Annotated in this window: 23 protein-coding genes and 1 pseudogene; 22 read left to right on the top strand and 2 right to left on the bottom strand. The window is 67.2% G+C overall.

Going from position 1 to position 20674, the window contains the following annotated elements:
• Nucleotides 1–477 precede the first annotated feature (477 nt).
• The 6 genes from WMF22_RS44875 to WMF22_RS44900 all read left to right on the top strand — a co-directional run bounded on the left by WMF22_RS44875 (nt 478) and on the right by WMF22_RS44900 (nt 4593).
• Nucleotides 478–738 (top strand): hypothetical protein, encoded by a 261-nt coding sequence (locus tag WMF22_RS44875; RefSeq protein ID WP_438033699.1) that lies wholly within the window; start codon nt 478–480, stop codon nt 736–738.
• 948 nt (nt 739–1686) lie between these two features.
• Nucleotides 1687–1845, top strand: coding sequence for a hypothetical protein (locus tag WMF22_RS44880; RefSeq protein WP_438033700.1), 159 nt, complete (start codon nt 1687–1689; stop codon nt 1843–1845).
• 153 nt (nt 1846–1998) lie between these two features.
• The gene (locus WMF22_RS44885) at nt 1999–3564 is read left to right on the top strand and encodes a YifB family Mg chelatase-like AAA ATPase (protein ID WP_438033701.1); all 1566 of its coding nucleotides are present in this window, start codon (nt 1999–2001) and stop codon (nt 3562–3564) included.
• 134 nt (nt 3565–3698) lie between these two features.
• Nucleotides 3699–4097: a hypothetical protein gene (locus WMF22_RS44890; RefSeq protein ID WP_438033702.1), complete on the top strand. Its 399-nt coding sequence runs from the start codon at nt 3699–3701 to the stop codon at nt 4095–4097.
• A complete protein-coding gene (locus WMF22_RS44895) occupies nt 4094–4381 on the top strand; it encodes a hypothetical protein (protein ID WP_438033703.1) in 288 nt (95 codons plus the stop codon). Before WMF22_RS44890 ends, WMF22_RS44895 begins: the two co-directional genes overlap by 4 nt.
• On the top strand, nt 4378–4593 hold the full coding sequence (locus WMF22_RS44900) for a hypothetical protein (RefSeq protein ID WP_438033704.1): 216 nt from the start codon (nt 4378–4380) through the stop codon (nt 4591–4593). Before WMF22_RS44895 ends, WMF22_RS44900 begins: the two co-directional genes overlap by 4 nt.
• Nucleotides 4594–5309: 716 nt before the next feature.
• Here WMF22_RS44900 and WMF22_RS44905 read toward each other — a convergent pair.
• Nucleotides 5310–6611: a hypothetical protein gene (locus tag WMF22_RS44905; RefSeq protein WP_438033705.1), complete on the bottom strand. Its 1302-nt coding sequence runs from the start codon at nt 6609–6611 to the stop codon at nt 5310–5312.
• On the opposite strand from WMF22_RS44905, the pseudogene WMF22_RS44910 reads away from it, so the two are divergent.
• The 14 genes and pseudogenes from WMF22_RS44910 to tnpC all read left to right on the top strand — a co-directional run.
• Nucleotides 6610–6798 (top strand): annotated as a pseudogene (locus WMF22_RS44910) (DUF6884 domain-containing protein); the annotation flags it as partial. The gene WMF22_RS44905 and the pseudogene WMF22_RS44910 sit on opposite strands and share 2 nt — an antisense overlap.
• Nucleotides 6799–6866: 68 nt before the next feature.
• Nucleotides 6867–7097 carry a hypothetical protein gene (locus tag WMF22_RS44915; RefSeq protein ID WP_438037353.1) on the top strand — a complete coding sequence of 77 codons (231 nt, stop codon included), beginning with the start codon at nt 6867–6869 and terminating at the stop codon, nt 7095–7097.
• A 34-nt stretch (nt 7098–7131) separates the two neighbouring features.
• Complete coding sequence (locus WMF22_RS44920) at nt 7132–7383, top strand: hypothetical protein (RefSeq protein ID WP_438033706.1); 252 nt, start codon at nt 7132–7134, stop codon at nt 7381–7383.
• 26 nt (nt 7384–7409) lie between these two features.
• Entirely contained in the window at nt 7410–7715 is a 306-nt protein-coding gene (locus tag WMF22_RS44925; RefSeq protein ID WP_438033707.1) for a hypothetical protein, read from the top strand.
• A 9-nt stretch (nt 7716–7724) separates the two neighbouring features.
• Complete coding sequence (locus WMF22_RS44930; protein ID WP_438033708.1) at nt 7725–8129, top strand: hypothetical protein; 405 nt, start codon at nt 7725–7727, stop codon at nt 8127–8129.
• 27 nt (nt 8130–8156) lie between these two features.
• Nucleotides 8157–8636 carry a DUF2934 domain-containing protein gene (locus WMF22_RS44935; protein ID WP_438033709.1) on the top strand — a complete coding sequence of 160 codons (480 nt, stop codon included), beginning with the start codon at nt 8157–8159 and terminating at the stop codon, nt 8634–8636.
• 77 nt (nt 8637–8713) lie between these two features.
• Nucleotides 8714–8845 carry a hypothetical protein gene (locus tag WMF22_RS44940; protein ID WP_438033710.1) on the top strand — a complete coding sequence of 44 codons (132 nt, stop codon included), beginning with the start codon at nt 8714–8716 and terminating at the stop codon, nt 8843–8845.
• Between the two features lie 88 nt (nt 8846–8933).
• Nucleotides 8934–10892: a J domain-containing protein gene (locus WMF22_RS44945; RefSeq protein WP_438033711.1), complete on the top strand. Its 1959-nt coding sequence runs from the start codon at nt 8934–8936 to the stop codon at nt 10890–10892.
• Nucleotides 10893–11880: 988 nt separating this feature from the next.
• Nucleotides 11881–12687, top strand: coding sequence for a hypothetical protein (locus WMF22_RS44950; protein WP_438033712.1), 807 nt, complete (start codon nt 11881–11883; stop codon nt 12685–12687).
• A 109-nt stretch (nt 12688–12796) separates the two neighbouring features.
• Entirely contained in the window at nt 12797–13042 is a 246-nt protein-coding gene (locus WMF22_RS44955) for a helix-turn-helix domain-containing protein (RefSeq protein WP_438033713.1), read from the top strand.
• Nucleotides 13039–14112, top strand: a complete 1074-nt coding sequence (locus tag WMF22_RS44960; protein WP_438033714.1) for a hypothetical protein — start codon at nt 13039–13041, stop codon at nt 14110–14112. Before WMF22_RS44955 ends, WMF22_RS44960 begins: the two co-directional genes overlap by 4 nt.
• Nucleotides 14113–14120: 8 nt before the next feature.
• Complete coding sequence (gene tnpA, locus WMF22_RS44965; RefSeq protein ID WP_438032768.1) at nt 14121–14432, top strand: IS66 family insertion sequence element accessory protein TnpA; 312 nt, start codon at nt 14121–14123, stop codon at nt 14430–14432.
• Nucleotides 14429–14785, top strand: a complete 357-nt coding sequence (gene tnpB, locus WMF22_RS44970; RefSeq protein WP_437591334.1) for an IS66 family insertion sequence element accessory protein TnpB — start codon at nt 14429–14431, stop codon at nt 14783–14785. The genes tnpA and tnpB overlap by 4 nt, the downstream gene beginning before the upstream one ends.
• 50 nt (nt 14786–14835) lie before the next feature.
• Nucleotides 14836–16743 (top strand): IS66 family transposase, encoded by a 1908-nt coding sequence (gene tnpC, locus WMF22_RS44975; RefSeq protein ID WP_438032769.1) that lies wholly within the window; start codon nt 14836–14838, stop codon nt 16741–16743.
• A 307-nt stretch (nt 16744–17050) separates the two neighbouring features.
• On the opposite strand, the gene WMF22_RS44980 is transcribed toward tnpC, so the two are convergent.
• Nucleotides 17051–17215 carry a hypothetical protein gene (locus tag WMF22_RS44980; protein ID WP_438033715.1) on the bottom strand — a complete coding sequence of 55 codons (165 nt, stop codon included), beginning with the start codon at nt 17213–17215 and terminating at the stop codon, nt 17051–17053.
• Between WMF22_RS44980 and WMF22_RS44985 the strand changes: the two genes are divergently transcribed.
• Nucleotides 17202–18665 carry a hypothetical protein gene (locus WMF22_RS44985; RefSeq protein ID WP_438033716.1) on the top strand — a complete coding sequence of 488 codons (1464 nt, stop codon included), beginning with the start codon at nt 17202–17204 and terminating at the stop codon, nt 18663–18665. The two genes, WMF22_RS44980 and WMF22_RS44985, sit on opposite strands and share 14 nt — an antisense overlap.
• Nucleotides 18666–18871: 206 nt before the next feature.
• Nucleotides 18872–20668, top strand: a complete 1797-nt coding sequence (locus WMF22_RS44990) for a DNA polymerase (RefSeq protein WP_438033717.1) — start codon at nt 18872–18874, stop codon at nt 20666–20668.
• The last annotated feature ends 6 nt before the right edge of the window (nt 20669–20674 follow it).

Genomic DNA, 20674 nt, shown 5'->3' on the forward strand with positions numbered 1-20674 from the left:
CAACGTTCCGCGGGGGCCAGAGCTGCCGTTCTCTCGATCCGGTGCGGCGAAACTAGTGAAGCGCCCGCCTCCTGTGATCGCAGAAGCGGCGCCGCTTTCAGACATTCCCCGTGGCCCCGCTCTCCCGTTCACGGCCGGAGCATCGGGGACTCCCGTGCCGTCGACACCGACAGCCGGCCGCAGCAGCTGCGAGCCCCCTGGAAGCTCGCAGAGACGTCACCGTTGCAGGCTCCCCCTCGCGGCCCGGTGATCCCCTTCGCGGCAGCGAACCCCACGAGGCGTGCCGGAGCTCTGGCGGCATCGAAGCCCGCTCCGCCGGCCGCAGCAGACCTCCGGGAGACGTCGCTGAACCTCGCGATTCCCCGTGAGCTGCTGACGCAAGCCGCGTCCACGGATGCCCTTCCGACCGGAGCTGCCTCCCAGAGCTTCGCGGCATCGCCGCTTTCCAGGCCGTCGAGCACGGCCGAGGAGGGCGGTATGGTGCCCCTCCCAGAGCCGCTGGAGACGATTCTGCCGCTCGCGCAGTATGCCGCGCTCTGCGCGGAGCTGGCCCTGTCCCCCGCCATGGCCGAGTCGATCTTCCAGCGCTACGGCCTGGCTTCCGGCGAGGTCCGGTCAGCGGTCGATGCGGCCTGGAAAGAGCGGCTTCGCGGGTCCCCGGCGGAGTACGCGAGGTGGCAGGACATGTACCATCGCTACTACGCGCACTTCGCCAGGCGAGGTGCGCCCGCGCGGTGAACCGTCTTGATCTCACCATGCCTGAGGAAGGGAAGGGCACAAACCGAGCTTCGAGGATCGAGGCAGGCTCATCTTCGTCGGGATCGCCCATGCGTGATGCGCACAAGACGGCATGAGCGACAGGGCGGCGCTCGAGATGACGCGTTCTCCTCGGCACCTCGGCTTCGTGTACGACGAGAGGCGGCTCGCAGCACGAGAGCGCGATACCACGACCGGACCGGCTGGGCGCACGTCGTCAGGCTGGAGGAGCTACCGGCTGCGTCCCGTGCCCCGTGGCCCGGCCCCGTCCACCTTCGCGAGCCGCTTCTCGTGCCGCTCGATCGACTCGACGATCTTCGCCTTGCGCTCGCGCTCCGTACGCCAGCGCCGTGGCTCCGGCAAACCGAGCCACCTGGCGAGCCGCTCCAACGCGGCGACGTCCGCACGGAAGAGACTTTCACGGCTCAGACGGATCATGATGGTGACAGGATAAATCCGCGGCGCTCGCCGCGCCGGCACTTTGCTCGCCGCCCGTCCTGCATCAGCTGCACACCGTGCGCGCTCTCCGCCCTCCGGGCCCAGCCAACCGCGCGGCTCGCCTCGCACCCAGCAGGAAGAGTGGCCGATCCCTGCCCTGGTAACTCGCACTGGACCAGTTCGCGTTGTCATCATGCGAAGGGCGCGACCGTCGCGCTTCTCGTCACGGTGAGGCAATGAGCCGCGAAGCGCAGGAATAAGAGTTGTGAAGGAGAGCTCCTTCACGGAGGTACTGCACGCATGAACAATACCAAGTTCTTCATCAAGGCGCTACGCATTGTGGCAGCCGTTCTGACGATGATTGCGCAGGTGATCCTCGCCTGCATGGGCTGACCCCGGTCGCTTCGCGGGCTGATCCATAAGCCCGCGCTCTGTCTTGCATTCATCCCGACCCTTGTTTCGCCGCGCCCGCTCGGGCGCATGAGAGTCCTCATGTCCAACGTGCCCACTTCCGGCCTTCAGAACCCTGACGCTGCTGTCCCCTACGTCATCCGCGTGCTCACTGCGGACGCGATGAAGAAGGGCGCCGCCACGGCCGTCGCCGGCCTGCGTGGGGCGGCTATCTCGGAGGCAATCTGGCCGTCGTCGTAGCGGATCTCGTCGGCGCCGTAGCCTTCGAAGACGGCTCCACGGTGCCGAGCAGACGCACGTCGATTCCTGACCCATAAACCACAACCAGAGCAGCAGCCGAGGGCGGTGTGCGGGACCTTCCGTGCGCCGCTTTGGCTTTTTCGGAGTCATGACATGAAGCAGTACAAGAACGCGCCGCGCGCCGGCGCGGTCTCGGTGTCACTGACCGGTCTCGACGCGCATCTCGTTCGCGTTGAGGCCACGATCACACATCCGCCAGCGGCTTTCGAGATCATCGGCCTCAGCGAAGCGCGCCAGAGGGAGGCCCGCATCCGGGTGCGCGCCGCCCTGCAGCAGCTCAACGTGGATCTCCACCAGCACGGGATCTCCGTCCGTATCGCGCCGGAGGAGGTCGCGCGGAGCGGGACGTTCGACGTGCCGATGGCCCTCACCGTTCTCGCCGCGCTGGAACAGATATCCACGGCGTCGTTGAGGGACACGGTGATCCTCGGCGAGCTCTCGTTCAGCGGCACGATCCGGCCCGTGCGCGGCGTTCTCCCGAGCCTGCGCGGGGCCATCGCCCACGGCATCACCCGGGCGATCGTCCCCAGGGCGAACGCCCGGGAGGCGGCGAGCGTGCCCGGGATCCAAGTGCTCGTGGCCAACAACCTGGACGAGTTCGCGCGTTACGTACGCGGGGGCGCCCCCCTGGAGAGCGCGGGGGAGCCACCGCCCTTCCCGGTCGTGCCCCCGGCGGCAGCGCCGGACCTGGGCGACCTTCGTGGGATGGATGCCGCGCGGCGGGCGCTGGAGATCGCCGCGGCGGGCGGACATCACCTCCTGCTCATGGGCCCGCCCGGGTCCGGGAAGACGATGCTCGCACGGCGAATGCCGGGGATCTTGCCACCCCTCTCATTCGAGGAGGCGACCCAGGTCACCTCCGTCTACTCGGTGGCCGGGCTGCTCATGCCGGAGGTGGACTTGATAGGGGCGCGTCCCTTCCGCGCGCCCCATCACACGGTGAGCGGAGCTGGCCTCGTGGGTGGGGGTGAGCCGGTGCGGCCCGGCGAGGTCTCCCTGGCCCACCACGGGGTGCTCTTCCTCGATGAGCTGCTCGAGTTCCGGAGCAGCGTCTTGGAGGCCCTGCGGCAGCCGCTGGCCGAGGGTCGCGTCACCCTCGCCCGGGGGCGCACGCGCACGACCTTCCCGGCGCAGTCGCTCATCGTTGCCGCCATCAACCCGTGCCCCTGCGGGTTCGCGGGGGACTACGCACGACGCTGCGTCTGCTCCCCGGAGCGCCTGCGCGCCTACCGGGCGAGGCTGAGCGATCCGCTCTTCGACCGCTTCGATGTCCAGGTGGCGCTCCCGCCGGTTGACGTCGCCGCGCTCCAGAGCAGATCGAAGGACGAGCCCTCGTGCGAGGTGCAGAAGCGCGTCATCGCGGCTCGCGCTGCGCAGGAGGAGCGAACACGAGCGGGCGCGACAGACCGGAGCAACGCCCAGCTCTCCCCCCGGGAGCTCGATCAGGTCGCGACACCGGACGCGGCCGGGGCTCGTGTCCTCGCCGAGGCCACCGAGCAGCTGAGCCTCTCCGCGGCGGCTTACAGCCGCGTGCTCCGGGTCGCACGCACCATCGCGGACCTCGACGGGAGCGACAGCGTTCGCGCCCCGCACATCGCCGAGGCCGTACACGCAGTGCTGCTCCCGCCTCGGGGAACCGCGGCCACGCCCCCGGCCTGATGCGCCGAGCCTGTCGGCGTCCAGAGGGAACTGGACCGCAACAGCACCGCAGCTCACCTCGGCTTGGTGAGCAACAAGAACGCGAGGCGGCGTGCGGGCACTCCCGCGCGCCGTCTTCTTCATTGAAGGATCGAATGCTGAGACTCGCGAAGAACAAGATCGTAACCCCACCCGTCCTGGATCGCGTCCGCCGTCGCCTCACCCGGAGGCTCCTTCGGGGTTGCACAGCCGCGGACCCGCAGTGGGGCTACTACCACCAGTTCGCGATCAGGATGATGAAGTCCTACCAGAACCCGCTGGCTGACCTCGACCTCGTCGGCTACTGGGTGGTACCGCTCGCCGAGACGGATCACTGGATCGACGCGCAGATGCTCGGGGGCCCGGACGGGCGCGTCCTCGACATCCCGGACCCGTTCGAGGAGATCGGCCCGCCGCCCTTCCCTCAGCTCCATGAGGTCGTGGACTTCTTCCTGTCGCTCGCGCAGGCCGTGTCGCAGAAGTCCCCGAACACGGGCGCGGGACCGTCCTCGTGAACCGGAAGGTCGCGCAGGCGCCGTTCGCCGTGGGATCGGATGGAACTGTCTTCGTCAACCTGGCGCATGTGCGGGGTGACGTCGCCGTGGTGAAGCTCGTCCGAGAGGCTCGACGGATGGACGGGGTGCTGTTCCTCGGCATCTCCGTCGCCCGGCTGGAGAAGGACGTGCTCGTCCAGGCCATCGACAACGCGGGCGCCGAGGCGATCGCGAAGATGGTCGGCCGGCGCCTGCGCGAGCAGAAGCGACGAGGCCGGCGCTCTTCGTCTCGGGGGCCGCGATGAAGGTGCTGCGCGTCGTCCGCATCGAGACGGCGCCGGGCGGCACGGTGCACCTCATCACGGAAGCGGGCGAGCGCGTCATCGTCCGCCGCGGGAAGATCGAGGGCTACAGCACCGTCCGGATCGTCAAAGTGACCGAAGAAGAAGTCGCCGATCGGCACATCCTCAGCGCCGAAGCCCTGCCGAAGCGCGGCGCCGGGCCCGCCGTCTTCTGACCGCCCGCCATCCGTAAACCCGTGCGCCCGGGAGCTTGCTCTCGAGCGCACGCGCTCGCGAGCTGCGACGGCGCACAGAGGGAGACGTCCATGACAGAGAAGAAGCTGCGCCGCAAGGCGCTCGGGGACACCGCATAGCCACATGCACGGGCACCGCAGGCATCACGACGGCCTGCCCAGGGCGACGTGTGCCCATTGCCTGGCCATCCGCCGCTTGATGCGCTCGGCGCTGCGCCCGAAGGCGCCTTGGAACCCCAAGACCCTCGCCATCCGATGCCCGCGATGCTGCCCAATCCGTTTGTCGCGCCACACCTCGTCACGGAGCGATCGGGCTTGTTTTACTCACGTGCGTCAGGCGACTTCACCCGAAACGACTCATGAGCCGGTAATCCAACCGCGACCTGGTCCCGTGCCCTTTGCGCGCGGCGCCTGGCTCGCCCGGCGGGGCGGTGGCGGTGCCGGGCGCGCGTTCTGCGGCCACTGAAAAACGCCGCGAACTACCGAATGCCTGCTCTCTGGACCTCTTCTTCGCCGGCTACGCCGCGAGCCGCGTGCTTCAAGGCACGACCGTTCGCGCGAGCGTGCGGGCACCGGTGAACCCGGTGCCGTGTCATCGACGCCGAGCTCGAGCCGACCCGCCGCCCTGGCCCCTTGCCGCAGGACGGCAATCATGGCGCCCACCGCGCCGCCTTGCCCTGACCGAGGGCGCCCGGCCGCTACGTTTGGAAGCCGAGAATCACCAACAAGCGTTCGTCGCCTTGCCAGACGGGCGGCCCGTCGACAACCCGAACCACCTGCCGCGGCTGCTCGGTCACGCTACGCTTCGACGTCTCGGGAATGGACCAGACAATGCGCGTGGTGCTCTCGGGGCCGTCATAGTCCCAAAGTTCAGACGAGGCATAATACCGATCGACCTGGCGCGACACCTTGTGAATGAAGTCGGGCGGCCCGGCCGTCGCGAGCACGTCGAGGGCGCTCGCGCCCGACGGCGTGGCCCTCGCGACGCGCCACGCCGCGGCGGGCGCGGCCGTCGGCACTTCGGCGTCGCCCTCGCGGGGGAAGCTCGCGTCTGATCTTACGAACGCGTAGTTGCCCCCCGCGGCCGGCTCTTGTCCCAACGCCCGTAGCGCGAGCCGCGCCAGCGAGCGTGTCGACGAGCGATGCGTGCAGTGCGAGCCCTTGCCGAGCACGGCCGACGCCGACGAGGACGAGCGCCCGCGGCGGGCCTCGACCCGGCGAAGCAGCGGCACCGCGTCGGGCGGGCGCCGCGCGATGACGACGGCGAGAGCGCCTTCGACATCTCGCCAGCGCCGCCAGTCAGATGCCTCGGGCTCGGCCTGGGCGACGAACTCGGAGAGCACGCCGAGGGCGCGCTCGGTCTCGACGGCCTCGATCGCGGCCTCGACCCCCTTCGCGGCCCCCTCGTCGAGCGGGGCCATCGCCCCGAGGTCGACGATAAGGCGTCGGCCCCAGCCCGCCCGCAGCGAAAAATACGTCGCGTCGCCGTCGCGGACGAAGGTCATGAGCGAGCCTTGGCTCCAGATGGGGCCGGCGGTCGAGACGCACACGTGGCGGTCGGCCCAGAGCACCACGCGCGGGCGCGGCCCGTGTCGCCGGTCTCGTCTTCGCTTCGGAGCGCGTTCGGGCACGATGCCGGGGTCGGCGCCCTCGGGCGCGATGACGACGACGAGGGCCTTCTCGCCGGCCCGGGTAAAGAACAAGAGCTGGTCGGTCACCGAGAGGGGGTGGGCGTGCACCACGACGTAGCCATCGTTCGAAACCCACGCCGCCACGGGCGACCCTTCGCTTCGGTCCTGCCAGTGTTGCCACAGGGGGGCCTGGTTTCGCGCGTCCATCAACCGGTAGCGAAAGTTCTTTTGAAATATCCGATACGACGACCCCTTCACGAGGGCGCCGTCGCGAACCAGCTCGTTGCCGTTGTCGGCCGAGAGCGCCTCGAGGCAGAGCCCGCCGTCGGGCGAAGTCGCACGGAGGTCGGCGAACGAGCGCGCGGTCATGACGCCAGGGCGATCGTGTCGCGCCGGCGGGCGCGCCGCAAGAGCCCCTTCAAAGCGGCACCTGCAGCACTCGGCGCCTGCGCGCGAGCTCTACACGTCGGCGCTCTTCCGGGCCGCGTACGACTACGCCGAGAGGACCTGCGATGCGGTGCTCATCGTGCCCGCGTTCTACGGCGCGGTCGCAACGAAGGCGGTGACCGGCCGTATGAACGGAGCCTGCGCCTGTACAACAAGCGCGAGCGCGAGGACTGGGGCGTGCGCCCGGTCGGGCAGTTCCTGCCGTCGTTCAAGCTGCCGCCTCGGCTCGTGGTCCTTGCCGGTATGCTGTATACCGGCGCGCTCGCGCACGGAGCGCACTGGCACAACCTGCCACGGCCGGAGGAGCCCATGCGCGGCATCGCCGGCTGCGGCCTGCGGATAAAGTGGCTCAGGGCGAACACCCCGGCCAACCGGACCGACGAGCGGGCCTCGGGAGGTGCGCGATGACACGCCGAGAGCACGCGCGAAGGAACTCGCCACCTTGGCGGAGCGGGTGCGGCAGCTCGCCGACCGCACGAACAAGTCCGAGGCGCTCCGGTGCACCGGGCCGGTCTCGTGCATCAGGAAAGAGCAGGCGCGGAAATTTTGGAAGAACCTGCGCCCGCCCTGGGCATACGACACCGCTCGTCTCTGCAAGGGCTGCCGGGCGCACTGGTACATCACCATGGCGTTGGTCGAGCTCGACTCGCTCGAGGGCGCTGCGGCAGAGCGAGCGCGTCCTACCCGCCCGTAGGCAGCGCGATAATCGAGGGAGCTAGGGTGATCGAGTTCGACACGTTCGACAACACCATAATGTACGCCTGCGAGTACAGCGGAAGACTCTGGGGGGATGGCGACGGGCGCGTCGTCTGGTTCAACCCGCGCGTGAGCATGTCCTTGATCCTGACCCACGCCCTCTGCAAGGGCGGCGGCTTCATCGGGTCGTGGCGTGAGTCCGTCGAGTGCCGCCATCAGCGGCTGGCGCTCTACTGCTCCGCGCTCCCGTCGGGCCCGATCATCCTCGGGTCCGACGGGGGACGCACATCTCCGGTTGAAATGGTTGCCCACACGCCGTGGTCCAAGTAACTTCAGATTATGGCCCTCCTGGACGAGATCCAGCGTAAACGCGTGGCGTACCACGAGGCCGCGCACGCGGTCCTTGCCGTAGCCCAACGCTTCTTGTTGGTGAAAACGTTGCTGACGCGTGGCACAACGACCGACAGAAGTGTCGGGGGCTTCACTGATTGGTGGGACGTGGACCCACTAAACCGAGATGAAATCGATCTCGCTGAAGCTAAGGCCCATGTCTTCTACGCAGGCGAGTATGCCGAACGGCACCTTGCTGCGATCGATCGGTCGGTGTGGGTTCCCGCGCACGACGCAAATTGGGACATCGACGAGAGCCATGCCGCAGAAGTACTAGCGCTGGTTCTGCAGACTAACCCTCATGCTGATGCGCGAGTTCGCCGTGAGACTGCGCAGCTTGTCCGCACGTATTGACGTGCCATCGCTAACGTAGCGTGGGAGTTGTTCGCGTTCTACCCTAATCCTGCTGCGCAGGCAGTCACCGGAAATGGATTTGGCTTAGTTCCCGAGAGCCGAATCGTGCCGGGAGGCGAAGTGCTTCGGTACTTCGGTGAAGATCGCATCGCCGCAATTGCGCTTGGTCGGTTTCAGGCCAGAGGTTCCGCGAACGGAAGCGCCCTTGATGATTGGCTTGAATCCCAGAAAGAGGTAGCGTTAGAGTATCCCGAACTCGTGGAGTACTGGATTATTGATGACAACATCAACGGTCCGCCTTTGTCTGCACGATTCCGATTTAACCTCCCAGCGGAAGCGCAGTGCGCCGCTAACAATCTCAAAAATTTTAACATTAGCGTCAGATTGGACGATTCCGTGTTGACCGTGGACATGGCGGAGCCCTCGGGGGTGCAGCTTGTTGTTAAATTTACGCAACGCAGTGGTGGCAACTACATCCGGCAACATTGCGGGCTCTTCCTTCGGTGAGATCACCGAGGGTACTGGTGATGGTGCGAGCCTGCTCGGCAGCACGGCATAGCCCGTATAAGACGTTTTCCGCCCTCGTGGGTGCCATCGACGACCTACCCTGCTTCGAGCCGGCAGCGGAGAGGTTGTGGATGGGCGCGTTCTATGTCCCTCGCACGATGGTGTTCGCCCTCCTCGACTGCCGGAGCCAGCACGCGGCGATCGAGTAGGCTGTCTGCGAGGATAACCCGACCGTGCCGAGGGTCGGTACTGACGTAGCTGGGACGACGACGCACTTGTGCCAGAGGAGAGCCCTCGGTGGTCCGAACAATCGTCACACATCCTAGGTCCAGCATCAACCTCCTTGCGAATCCGGCCACCGCCAGCTACTTCGCCACGAAGGAGCACGAGGTCTACTACCACGCCCTCAAGCACGTGGGGTCACGACGGGACTTCCACAGCGCCCTCGTCGACGTTTGCACCACGTTTATAGAGCAGGCTCTCGACGGAGAGAACGAACAGCTCATCGACGAGCTGATCGCGACTGCGAGGGCGACGGCCGTTTCCGGTCTGGCCGGGGGTGATCTGCTCGAAGAGGCGCGCAATCTCCACCCTCAGGGGTTTGCACTGCTCCAGCTTCAAGACCCGCTCTCCTACGAGTCGTTGAAGTCTGCCTATCGGGATGCAGCCAAGCGTTACCACCCCGATTGCGGAGGGTCGCACGACGCGATGACCGCGATCAACACGGCGTACCAGATCTTCCATTCATTGCTCGAGTTCGCAACTCACTTGGACGGCGGATCCGACGATCCCGAGGCTTACGGATCCAGCAGGGGGGCACCGATACGCACCTGTCGAGACTACGTATACGCTATCGGCGTGTTGCTCTTCTCCGTCGCGCTCGACGAGTGGGCGCTCGACGAGGCGTTCAGCTGGCTAGAGCGGATCACGTCCAAGCCGTGGCAACGGTCCCGCTACGCGCGGGACGAGCACCAGCGCATCGATCTCATCGAGCCAGCCACGAAGCTCGCCACTCGCTTCGCGCTCGCCGGGCGCCGCGCCGAGGCGGAATTTTCACTCGCCGTAGCTCACGACGGACTGCGTATTGCGACCGCTCTAGGACTCTTCTATGACCGCGTCGTGCGGGAAGCGGAGGAAGCAGTTGTCGGCAAGCGGCGCCCGAAGGTGGTCCTCAACCACCCAGTACAGGCCGCGAACGCGTACCGGCTCGGGATTATCGACGCGAAGCGCTACGCCAAAATAACGGAGAAGTTAAGCGGCGCTGGCTCCAAGGACCTGCAGTACGAGGAGGTTCTGGCACAGTTCGTCGCTGCGGGCGGCTTCTTGCAGGCGTTGCCGACCGATGTCACGGCACATAGCAAACAGATGCGCGCACGGCTCGTGCCGGAGCCAGGGTACTTCATCCATCGCATCGCCGACCTTTCTGACGACCAGCAGGCGGAGTACCTCTCGGCGTACGGGCCTCGTCCCACCCTGCATCTTGTGCGGAAGTACGCGTCCATTCGACTGCAGAGTCTCCTGGACACCGCGATGCTCCACCCCGGCGCCGTCCCCCTCGGCCGCATAGAACGTGAGGCGCGCAGCATCAGCAAGTTGCTTCCCGGCTCCAGAGAGGGCTATGGGTCCGACGTCGCCGATGCGGTCCAGCTGCTTGCAGAGCAGCCCGAGGAGGAGCGCCGCGAGCGTCTTCTGCTTGTCGGCAAGCTGCACAGGAACGCCGGCCGACTGGCGAAGGGTGAAGTGACGATCTCGATCGGTGGCATGGCAGTGCCTCCGTTCAGCCTCGGTGTGACGACGAACTACTTGGACCTCGTGCGACGCCCGCTAGCGGATCTGCGCCACGCGCTTCGGTCCGGTAATTTTCCAGAAAGTTCTGACGCTGCACGAGAGTCGGCTGCATGGAAGCCGGATCTTGACGCTCTCGGTACCCCCGAGATGGAGAGTTCGAGCGCGGCCGCCTTTGCAGCACTCCGTGTGTCCAAAGACAATCCCAATGCTGCCGCCCAAGTCTTTGAAGCCCATGTTGAGCGACTCCTCGCTCTCGGCAAGGTGATGGTCCACGTGCAGGAACTCCAGGTGGGTTATTGGATCGACAAACTCTCCATCGCGCTGGTACGCCTCAAACGATGGGACGAGGCTCGGCAGTGGATCGAGACTTACTTTGAATTACCAGAGCGCTATCGCGCGCGCTCCAGCCCGTCAGAGCAGGAAAGTATGCAGCGCCGATTGGAGCGGTGCCGCAAGATGCTCGGGTAGCTTTCCAGGCCCAGCGGGAGGCGTGCGTCGTCGTTGTTGTGAACACCAGGAAACCTTCGGGGAAGCATGAGAGCCGGTTGTTGCATATTCCGCAGACTCCAGTTAGCGCGATCCAGCGGTGCACGGACGCTTCTGCGTACAGTCGGGTTGTTCGCGGACAGGGGTTGCGCGACGAGTGAGCTCGACGGCGGGGGTGGAGCGGTGGATCGAATGATTTCAAGTGCTTGCGAGTGGCGGGAACGCGGGGGACGTGGGGTGGCAGCGCGGGGGGAAAGCCCCTGGGTGGTGGGCCCGAGAGGCAGATGAGCGAGCCGAACCTCGCGCTTCCCCCGCCTATCCACCAGGCTCCCCCGCTCCAGTCGTCCCTCCTAAGTAGCTGAAATCGCTGCTTCCACCCCTCCACCGCGATCTCGAGACCCATCGGCTCGAAAGCGCACCAGCTCGGGGCGACCAGAAGGGACGCGAGCCTGTGCTCCTTGCTCGTGCAGCAGCCGGAGCGCGAGCAATCCCCGCGCAGGCACGCAGATGCCTACACTCACCTGGAGCAGCGCAAGACTTGGGCGTCCTCGTTCTTGAACGTAGCAACCACCGGCACCGGCAGAGCCCGGCATCCGGAATGAGACCGGTGAGGAGGGCCGGTGCCCGAAGGGCGATGCGCACCTCGACCTCCTGACCGAACGAGGTGGCCGGCGTTGCCTGGTACCGGCACCTGCTGTGGACGAGCAGGGTCAGCTCCAGCTTTTCCTCCTGCACGCTCAGCTGGTACGGCTGCATCAGGTTGCCCCGACCTCGCAGCCCGTAACGCCGGTCGGTGCCGAGTCAGGCACAACCCGGGGTGGAGGGGTGGATCGAATAATTTCGCATACTTACGAAGGGTGGAAGCACGGGGGGACGTGGGGGAGCTGCGGGGGATGGCAGCTTGCCGAGCTCGCCCGCCAGGTCCACGGCCGGGCACCACCACCACCAAAGCCGCGCTAGGCTCCTCGGCGTGGAAGCGCAGCCGAACTCGAAGACCATCGCCACCGTCGTTGCCAAGATGAGGCCGGCTGATCGCCTGCCCCTCTTGCTGCCCGCCCACGACCGCTTCGAGCGCGTCTTGGGCGACCTGCTCCTGATGGGCTCCACGGACCCCGATGCCGACGTCGAGCAGCTCCTGCGTGAACTCGACGTCCCCGGTATCCAGGCATGTGCCAGGACCTATGTCTATGAGGAGGAGTTCGGCCGCTTTGTGGCGACAGTTGCATATTTCGGACCCGTTCCCATCGATCCCGACCTGGCAGGACGGCTCTGGCCCGTCAGCGGGCGTGCCCAAGCCGAGGCGGTAGCCGAGATGATGCGGCACATCCAGGAGGCCCTCGTTCCGCTGGCGCTCATGCCCTCGGGGGAAGGGCTCCGTCGGCTCCTGATAGACACGGGAGCGGGCTGGCCTGTTGCGGAGGGGTACGAGCCTCCTCCACGTGGCCGAGGCCGCCCGTCAGACCGTGTTCAGAAGAGCCTTCTCGTGCTCGGCGTGAAAGAGGGTATCTTCCGGGATGGAGCCCGTCCGTATGTTGACGTCGCTCCTGCCATCGCCTCCGTGTACGAGGGCAAGACCAACCAGGAGTCTATTGTCCGGCGAATGAAGGGGGTCCGGCAGGAGATGCCGATCCCGAAGGAATGGCAGGACACCCTGCTGTGCGAGCGCGTCTCGCCGCTCCGCTCCGGCATGTTCAGCGCGCCCGCCGACGATCCGGGTGCTGACCCGCCTATCGTCGCGGAGTGGAAGGCTGGTCGCTGGCCCCAACGCCAGCGATGAGCTGGTGTCCAGGGGGATAAAAATCCTCGACGCGGAGAATCGTCGGCGCGGACGACTCCATTTTTATCCCCAGTGCCGGTGTTGCTGGTGCTGCGCATGATACGCGCTGATGGGCACCACAAACATCCTTCGTGCGCGCCGCCGCGAGCTCGGTCTCTCGATCGATGAGCTCGGACAGCGCGCAAACATCGAGCGCTCCCGTCTCTCCCGGGCGGAGCGCGGGTACATTCGTCTCAATGGCGATGAGCTGAAGCGGCTGACGTTCCACCTCGGGCTCGAGGAGGAACAGATCATCGCGACGATCACAGACCCGGTCCGCAAGCAGGGTGAGCCCCCGACGGGAGGTGCGTCGTGATTGCGCCGGGTCCGACGCCCGAGGTCACCGCGCTGGGCGCGGGCGACGACGGCAGCGCGCCGCCTCGCGATCGTAAGGACGAGGAGCTGGCGGAGATCATCGCCCGCGTCTCGTCCGCGTTCGCCATCGGCAGCGAGGAGGCCGTCCAGACCATCGTCGTCTCGTTCGCCTGCATGCACAGCAACATCGCCTTCCCCATGGAGGTCCAGGTCCGGCACGTCGCCGAGGTGCTCAACCACGTCGGCGACGCGGCTGTGCTTGCGGGTCTGCACGACGCGCAGTTCTGGGTGCAGCGGCGGGTGAGCAAGAGCGCGCGGCCGGAGGCGATCCACGGCGCCGTCGTGGACGTCGACGTCCAAGTCACCGATGTCCTCGCGGAGATCGAGCGCGCGGGCATCCCGACGCCGACGGCGTACTTCCCGACCCTGAACGGCTACAAGCTCGTCTACGCCTTCGCGGCAGCGGCGGATGTGTCCGTCTTCGAGCAGATCGCCCTCCGGCTCACTCTCGCGCTCGAGGGCGGCGATCCAGCTAGCTGGAACCCCTCGCAGGGGCAGCGGCTGCCGAAGTGCCTCAAGACCACGACGTCGGGGGTAGTAGCGGTGAACTTCGCCGCGCAGCTCGCCAACCCTGTCGCGCTCGCGCCGGTCGTCCAGGCCGTCCCGTTCCCGCGACGCCTCCAGCGCCAGCTGGGGGCCTGGAGCCCTTCGCCCGCTGACCGCGAGCAGATCCGCGAGTTCCTCGCCCAAGTGGGCATCCCGGCCCCCGACGAGCCGGGCAAGGCGCTCTACGCGGCGTGCCCCGCGAGCGAGGAGCACGACTCCAAGTGCTGCTACGTCAACGTGCACGAGGGCGGTGCGATCAACGTCACCTGTCTCGGGGGGCACGGTGGTGAAGGAAAGAAGCACTGGTCCGAGCGCGACCTCCTGCTCCTTGCGGGCGGGGAGGCAGCGGCCGGCAATGCCTCGTTCGACCTGATGCGCGACCTGCCGGTCACCTGGGCTGCGCAGCAGCTCTGTAAGCGCTGCGCGAAGCGCCGTCTCCCCCCGGCTGCGCTGTCCAGTTCATGATGGCGTGCATGACAAGGACGAAGGCGACCGAAGTGATGTGGTCCGAGCGCGTTCGGGCGTGGCGCGAGAGTGGTGAAACGGCGGAGGAGTTCGCTCGGAGCCGCGGATTTGCGGCCTCGACGCTGCACGGCTGGTCGAGCCGGCTGTCACGGGCCGAGCCCCCGCGCTTTCTGCGCCTGGTGCCGAAGGCGCCCGCCGTGACGAGCAGCGCTTCGGAGCTCGTCGTCGAGGTCGGTGGCGCGCGCGTGCGCGTGGCAGCGGGCTTCGACGCCGCGCTGCTGGCCGACGTGGTCCGCGCCCTCGGCGGAGGCGCGCGATGATCCCGGCCGGCGTGCAGGTGTTCGTCGCGCTGGAGCCGGTGGACATGCGCTACGGCTTCGAGCGGCTCTCGGGGCTGATTCGCGAGCGTGTGGGGTATGAGGCGCGCTGCGGAGCGCTGTTCGCGTTCATCGGCAAGCGGCGGACCAGCATTAAGATCCTCTTCTTCGACGGCAGCGGACTCTGCCTGTTTTCAAAACGCCTTGATCGCGGGGCGTTCGTGCTGCCCGACCCCCCGACCGAGGGCGCCACGCACGTCGAGGTGGACGACGCGACGCTCGAGACGCTGCTCGACGGCATCGAGATCGCGCCGACGTCCAAACCGCGAAGGCGTGCACCGCGCCGCGTCCACTGAGCCGCACGAATTCACTCGACAAGTACGATCGGCTTACGTAGAGCGGCGTCGTGCACGACGCTGCCGCGAAGCCGACGCCGACGCCCGAGCAGCAGCGCATCGCGCAGCTCGAAGCGGAGCTCGCAGCGGCCAAGAGCGAGCTCGTCGGAGCGCGCGATGCGCTCGTGCAGCTTCGGCGCGCCTACACCCGTGCGCTCGAGCAACTCCAGCTTTTGCAACGTCGACTGTTCGTGGCGAAAGCGGAGCGCGCCGAGGTGAGCGCGGAGCAGCTCGCGTTCGAGTCGATGTTCCTCGAGGTCCAGCGTCTCCAGAAGGCACTCGACGACGCCGAGGGCAAGACGGGCGACGAGCGGCAGCACGACGACCCCAAGGGGCCGAAACGAAGGACCGGCAGCAAGGGCCGTCGCGACCTGTCCGAGTCGGACCTGCCCGTCGTCCGCATTGAGCTCTCCTGTCCTGAGCTCGATGCGACGGCGACGCGCATCGGGGTCGAGGAGACCTCGCGACTCGGCTACGAGCGCGGCGGAATGCGCCGCATCGTGCTCGCACGCGTCGTGTACAAGGCCGAGCGGTCCGTCACGGATGCGAGCAGCGCTGGCGAGGGGGAAGCTGCCCCGCTCCAGGTCGTCGCGAGAGAGGTCCCGGCGCCGACGCCCGCAGCGAGCGTCAGCCCGGAGGGCACGGCAGCGGCCGGCGAGCCGAGCGCTTCCTCCACAGCGCTCGACGCGCCCTCGCTCGACGCGCCGCCGCCGGCGCCGAAGGGCGAGACCTGCACGGTCTTCATCACGACGCCGCTTCCGAAGGAGCTGTTCCGGAGGTCGCTTCTCGCGCCGTCCATCATTGCGCACATCCTCACCAGCAAGTACCTGCTCGGTGTCCCGTTCTATCGACTGGAGCAGCAGCTGGAGCTTCAGGGCGCGTCGCTCGATCGCGGCACGATGTGCCGCTACGCCGAAGACGCGGGCGCGACCCTGGGCGCCATCGTCGAGGCCGCACGCAAAGAAGCCTTCGAGACCGCCTTCTGCCTGTCCACGGACGCCACCGGGGTCTCCATCCAGCCTGGGCCCATCCAGGAGCGCAAGGACAAGAAGCCCGGGCCGTGCCGCAAGGGACACTTCTTCGTCGTCCTCGCGGACAAGGATCACGTCTTCTTCGAGTACCAGCCCAAGCATACCAGCGCTGCGGTCTGCGAGATGTTCCGCGGCTTCTCTCGGTACATTCAAGCCGACGCTCACGCCATCTATGACGCCCTCTTCCGCGGCACACCACCAAGAGGCGCTGCTGCCGACGAGGAGCGCGGTCCGCCCCCGACCGAAGTCGGATGCTGGTCGCATTGCCGTACCAACTTCTGGGAGGCGGCGGTCTGCAAGCACGAGCTCGGCGTCGAGGGGCTGCGTCGCATCAACGCCATCTTTGCGGTCGATCGCAAGCTCGCGGATCTTGCGCCCGCACAGCGCAAGGTGCGCCGTGACGCCGTCGTGCGCGCCTTGGTCGACGCGTTCTTTGCGTGGGCGAGGGCCGAGCACGCGCGTCCCCGCGAGCGCGGCCTCGTCTCTACTGCGCTCGGCTACGCCCTCAACCAAGAGCAGCCCTTGCGGCGCTTCCTCGACGACGGTCGGCTGCGCCTGGAGAACAACGCCAGCGAGCGAGCGCTGCGATCCATCGCCGTTGCGCGAAAGTCCTGGCTCTTCTTCGGCAGCGACGACCACGCCTCGGCCGCGGCCAACCTCTTCTCGCTCGTGGCCAGCTGCAAGCTGCACGGCCTCGACCCCGAGGCCTACCTGGCCGACGTCATCCGCGTGATGCCCTACTGGCCGCGGGACCGCTACCTCGAGCTCGCCCCCAGGTACTGGGCGCGCATCCGCACCCGGCTCGTCGCCGACGAGCTGAAGCTCGCCCTCGGGCCGATCACCGTCCCGCCCCCGCTTCCCGCGGAAGAGCAGCACGTGACGGGCTGACCGAGTCGGTTCCATTGCCCCCATCTTGCACCAGCTGACCGAGGTTGGGGCCGACGGCGCTTCGTGCAGCGCTTACGCAGCTCTTCGAGCACAAGCTCTCTAACTGGCCGGCGCCGCTGCGGCACGCCGCCTTCACGGCGTGGATGTACGACAAGGCGCTTCGCGAGGCGGAGAGCCCCGAGGCCGTCGACCGGGTGCTCTCGATCTATCGGCAGCGCCTGGCGGGAGATCGCGCGTTCGGCCCCGTGCACATGTACTTCTCCGGGGTCGAGCAGCGCCTCGCGTACCACGACGCGGCCGGGCGGCGTTACTTCGTGAACTGCAAGGAGAGCGGGCCGAGCACAAGGTCGAACCTGCACGAGTGCCAGTCGACCGCGGCGTGGGCCCTTGTCGAGGAGGAGACGGAGGACGGTACCAGCGAGTACGTGCCCGGGTGGGTACCGACCACGAGCTCCCTGATGAACAAGAGCATGATGGGCCAGCGCTCGGCGCTCCGGGTCCTCGGTGTCCCCGCCGTTACGCGCTACGACCTCCCTGTCGCCTACGTGAAAGACGGATGGGAGGTGGAGCCTGGCACGAAGGCTGTCACGGCAACGCTAGCGTTCACCTTTCCCCCGAACACGAAGGAGATCCCGGCGCTCGAGTTCTTCCTCGACCTCTTCCGTGCTGGCCGTCTGCCGCTCGCCACCGAGAACGATGTCCGTCTGTTCGTCGCCTGCATTGCCGCTCCGCTCCTGCGCGACATCGGCCGCGGTCAGCTCGGCATCTTCTGGTTCATCGGCCCGCCGGGCGCCGGCAAGGACTTCTTGGCCGAGATGGCCGCCGCGGTCTGGGGGGCGACGAGCCCCCACCCGCTGCGGGGCAGCTTTGACATCAACATCACGAACGACCAGGAGACGAAGCGTTCGTTCGCCGCCGCGCAGGGCGCCGTCTACGCCCGTGCGAAGGAGGCCGGCAAGCGCCTCGGGATGGTCGAGACCCTCATTCAGGTCGCCGGCACCAGCACGCTGACCGCGCGCGGCATGCGCGAGAACGAGCGCAGTATCCCGAACTCGTTCGTCATTGTCGCCGACTCCGCCGAGGACCTGCCCGACCGCCGCGAGATCAGCCGCCGGACGGTGATGATCTCGGTCGCTGACATGGACGACTCCATCTCAAAGGGCGCCGTGCTCGACGAGGTCAAGCAGGCCGCGCCGGGGCTTCTGCTCAACCTGCAGCGCCTCATCGAGTCGAAGAAGCCGGAGTGGTACTTGCGCCAGACCGATACCCGGTCTCGCCTTCAGATTCCGGTCGCCCTGTCCCGCCTCCTCGATGCCGCGTTGCCGGAGGTCCAGGGGCAGGATCTGAGCGACATCTTTGAGGCGATGATGGAGTTCATCGCGACGCCAGGCGCAAAGGAGGAGGGCGAGCGCGAGAGGAAGAAGGCCATAACCCGCGGCGTCAAGGAGTCACTGGAGATGAAGACGCTCCCCTCCTACAGGATGTCGCTCTTCATCGACCAGATGAAGGGCATCGCCGGCTATCGTGAGCTGTTCGCGACCTTCGGCGATAAGGCCAGGACGCTCACGACGCGTATCATCCGCGAATCCGGCTATGCCGCCGTACGGACGGGCAAGGTGCCATATCTCGCAGTCAAGATCGGCAACGCCGAGTACGCCGTGAAGTTCACGCGCTCTAGCCGCAACTTCATCCTCGTCCCCGTCGAGGACTATGAAAAGCAGGTCCTCTCTTCCGGAAAAGCCACGTCGCCGCAGCCGGCCACTCCGACGACGCAGGCAAACACCGTGGATACAAGCGCGGCGCCGCAGGCGACCACGCGGCCGCCGAGCGATGCGCAGCCGAGCGACACGCCGACGGTCTTCAGCGACGACGAGCTCCTCAACACCGAGGGCCCGGGTAGCGCGAAGGGTGGCACGCCGTGAGGCCGCGCGTCGAAGACTGCGTGTTCGTCGACTTCGAGACGGTCACGACGGGCGATCTGTCGTTGAAGAAGATGAGCACGTTCGAGTACCTGACCGAGCCGCGCTTCGACGTCCTCTGCGTCGCGATCGCCCTCGGACGAGGGGACGCCCACGTTTATTGGAAGGGCGCCCCCTCGTCCGCGGGCCTCGATCAGGCACAGGCCGTCTTGCGGAAAGCGGCCGAGGAGGGCCAGCGGCTCGTCGCGCACAACGTCGGCTTCGACGGTCTCGTCTGCAGGCTGCGGTGTGGTTTGGACTTCTCGGGATATTTCGACACCACCGGCTACGCCCGCTTCCTGGGCATCCAGGCGGGCCTCGCCAACGCGGCCGCGTTCTTCGGCAAGAACAAGCTCGAGGCGCCGCCCTTCACCGAGGCGAGCCTGCTGGACCCCGCCCTGCGGCAGAAGATGATGCGGTACTGCGCGACCGACGCGGCCCTGGCGCGCCTCATCTTCAGCCGGGCTGTCGCGGATGAGCAGTACCCCGCCGCCGAGTTCGAGATCAACAGCATGACCACCGCGGCCAATCTCCGCGGTCTCCGCGTCGACATGACAAAGGCGGCGGGGTTTGCGACGGAGCTCGCCAACCTGCGTGCGGAGACGTTGACCCAATTCGCATCGAGCTTCGACTTCGATACCAGCGACTTGTCGAAGACCAAGAAGGTCCTAGCCGTTCTCGAGGGCCGCTGGGGCATCAAGTTGACGTCCCTCGACAAGCGCGATCCAACCCGCGCCGATGCCATCGCGCACGCCCCTGAGGCCCAGCGGTTCCTCGCGCTTCGGCAGCGGCTTCAGACCTTGCGCAAGGCCGCGCAGAGCGTGAGCGCCTACGCCAAAATCCCGGGCGGCCTCATCTACAACTTCGCGCACTACTACGGCGCGCACACCGGCAGGTTCACCGCGGGGGGGCGCGACGCCGGCAAGCTCAACATCCACACGCTCTTCAAGACGAAGAACAGCGCCAAGATCCCGGAGCTCGGCCGCGAGCGGACCTTGATCGTGCCGACCGAGGGCTCCTCCTTCCGGGCGGCCGACCTTTCCAACATCGAGGCCCGTGTCGTCGCCTGGGTGGCGGGGGAGCAGGCGCTCCTCGACCAGTTCGCGATGCCGGGCAGCGACGTCTACATCTGGTTCGCGCAGCCGATCTTCCCCGGCGTGAGGATCGTCAAGGGCGGCGAGAACGACCACCTGCGCCAGCTCGGCAAGGAGGCCGTGCTTGGCCTCGGCTTCGGCATGGGCTTCGACAAGTTCCTCGAGCGTGTACGCGCCGCCGTGCCCGGCGTCGATGCGGAGCTCGTGAAGCGGATGTTCGGCGCGTACCAGGAGATGTTTCCGCGTATCCGTCGCATCCGATACACCCTACACCGGCACTTCGCCAATGCGGTCGACCAGCACATCGCCTCGCCCGCGGGGCCCTGTCCGATTCATCTGAGCCGCGAGCCGCCGGCGGCGGGGCCGACAGTCGTGGTCGGCCTGCCCACGGGGCGCTCCCTCTTCTACCGCTCCGTCCTCGCCGAGGACGAGGTCGGGCTGCGTGGACCCCAACGTGCCTTCTGGTATGCGCCGGCGGCGACGTGTCATCCGTCGGTCCGGTCGCGAGGGCGCGGTCAGGGGCAGCGGCGATTCCTCGACGGCCAGATCCGCGCCCGGGTCACGCCCCAGGTGCTCATCGAGAACATCGTGCAGGCCATCGCCCGCGATCTGATGGTGCACCAGGCGATGCAGCTCGAGCAGGCGGGTCTCCGGGTGGCCTTCCATGCCCACGACGAAGTGGTGGTGGAGTGCAGCGCCTGCCTCTGTGTTGGTGCCGCCGCACGACGGCACGAAGACTCCTGCCCGTGGATCGCAGCCGGGAATGTCATGAAGACGATCATGTCAGCGGTCCCTCCGACGTTGCCTGGCCTGTCGGGGCTGCCCGTCGCGTGTGAGCTCAAGGAGGAGGTGAGAACAACCTACGCCGGGTGACAATCT

Origin of the sequence: Sorangium sp. So ce204, from assembly GCF_051526795.1 — a bacterium.
Lineage (GTDB): Bacteria > Myxococcota_A > Polyangia > Polyangiales > Polyangiaceae > Sorangium > Sorangium cellulosum_B.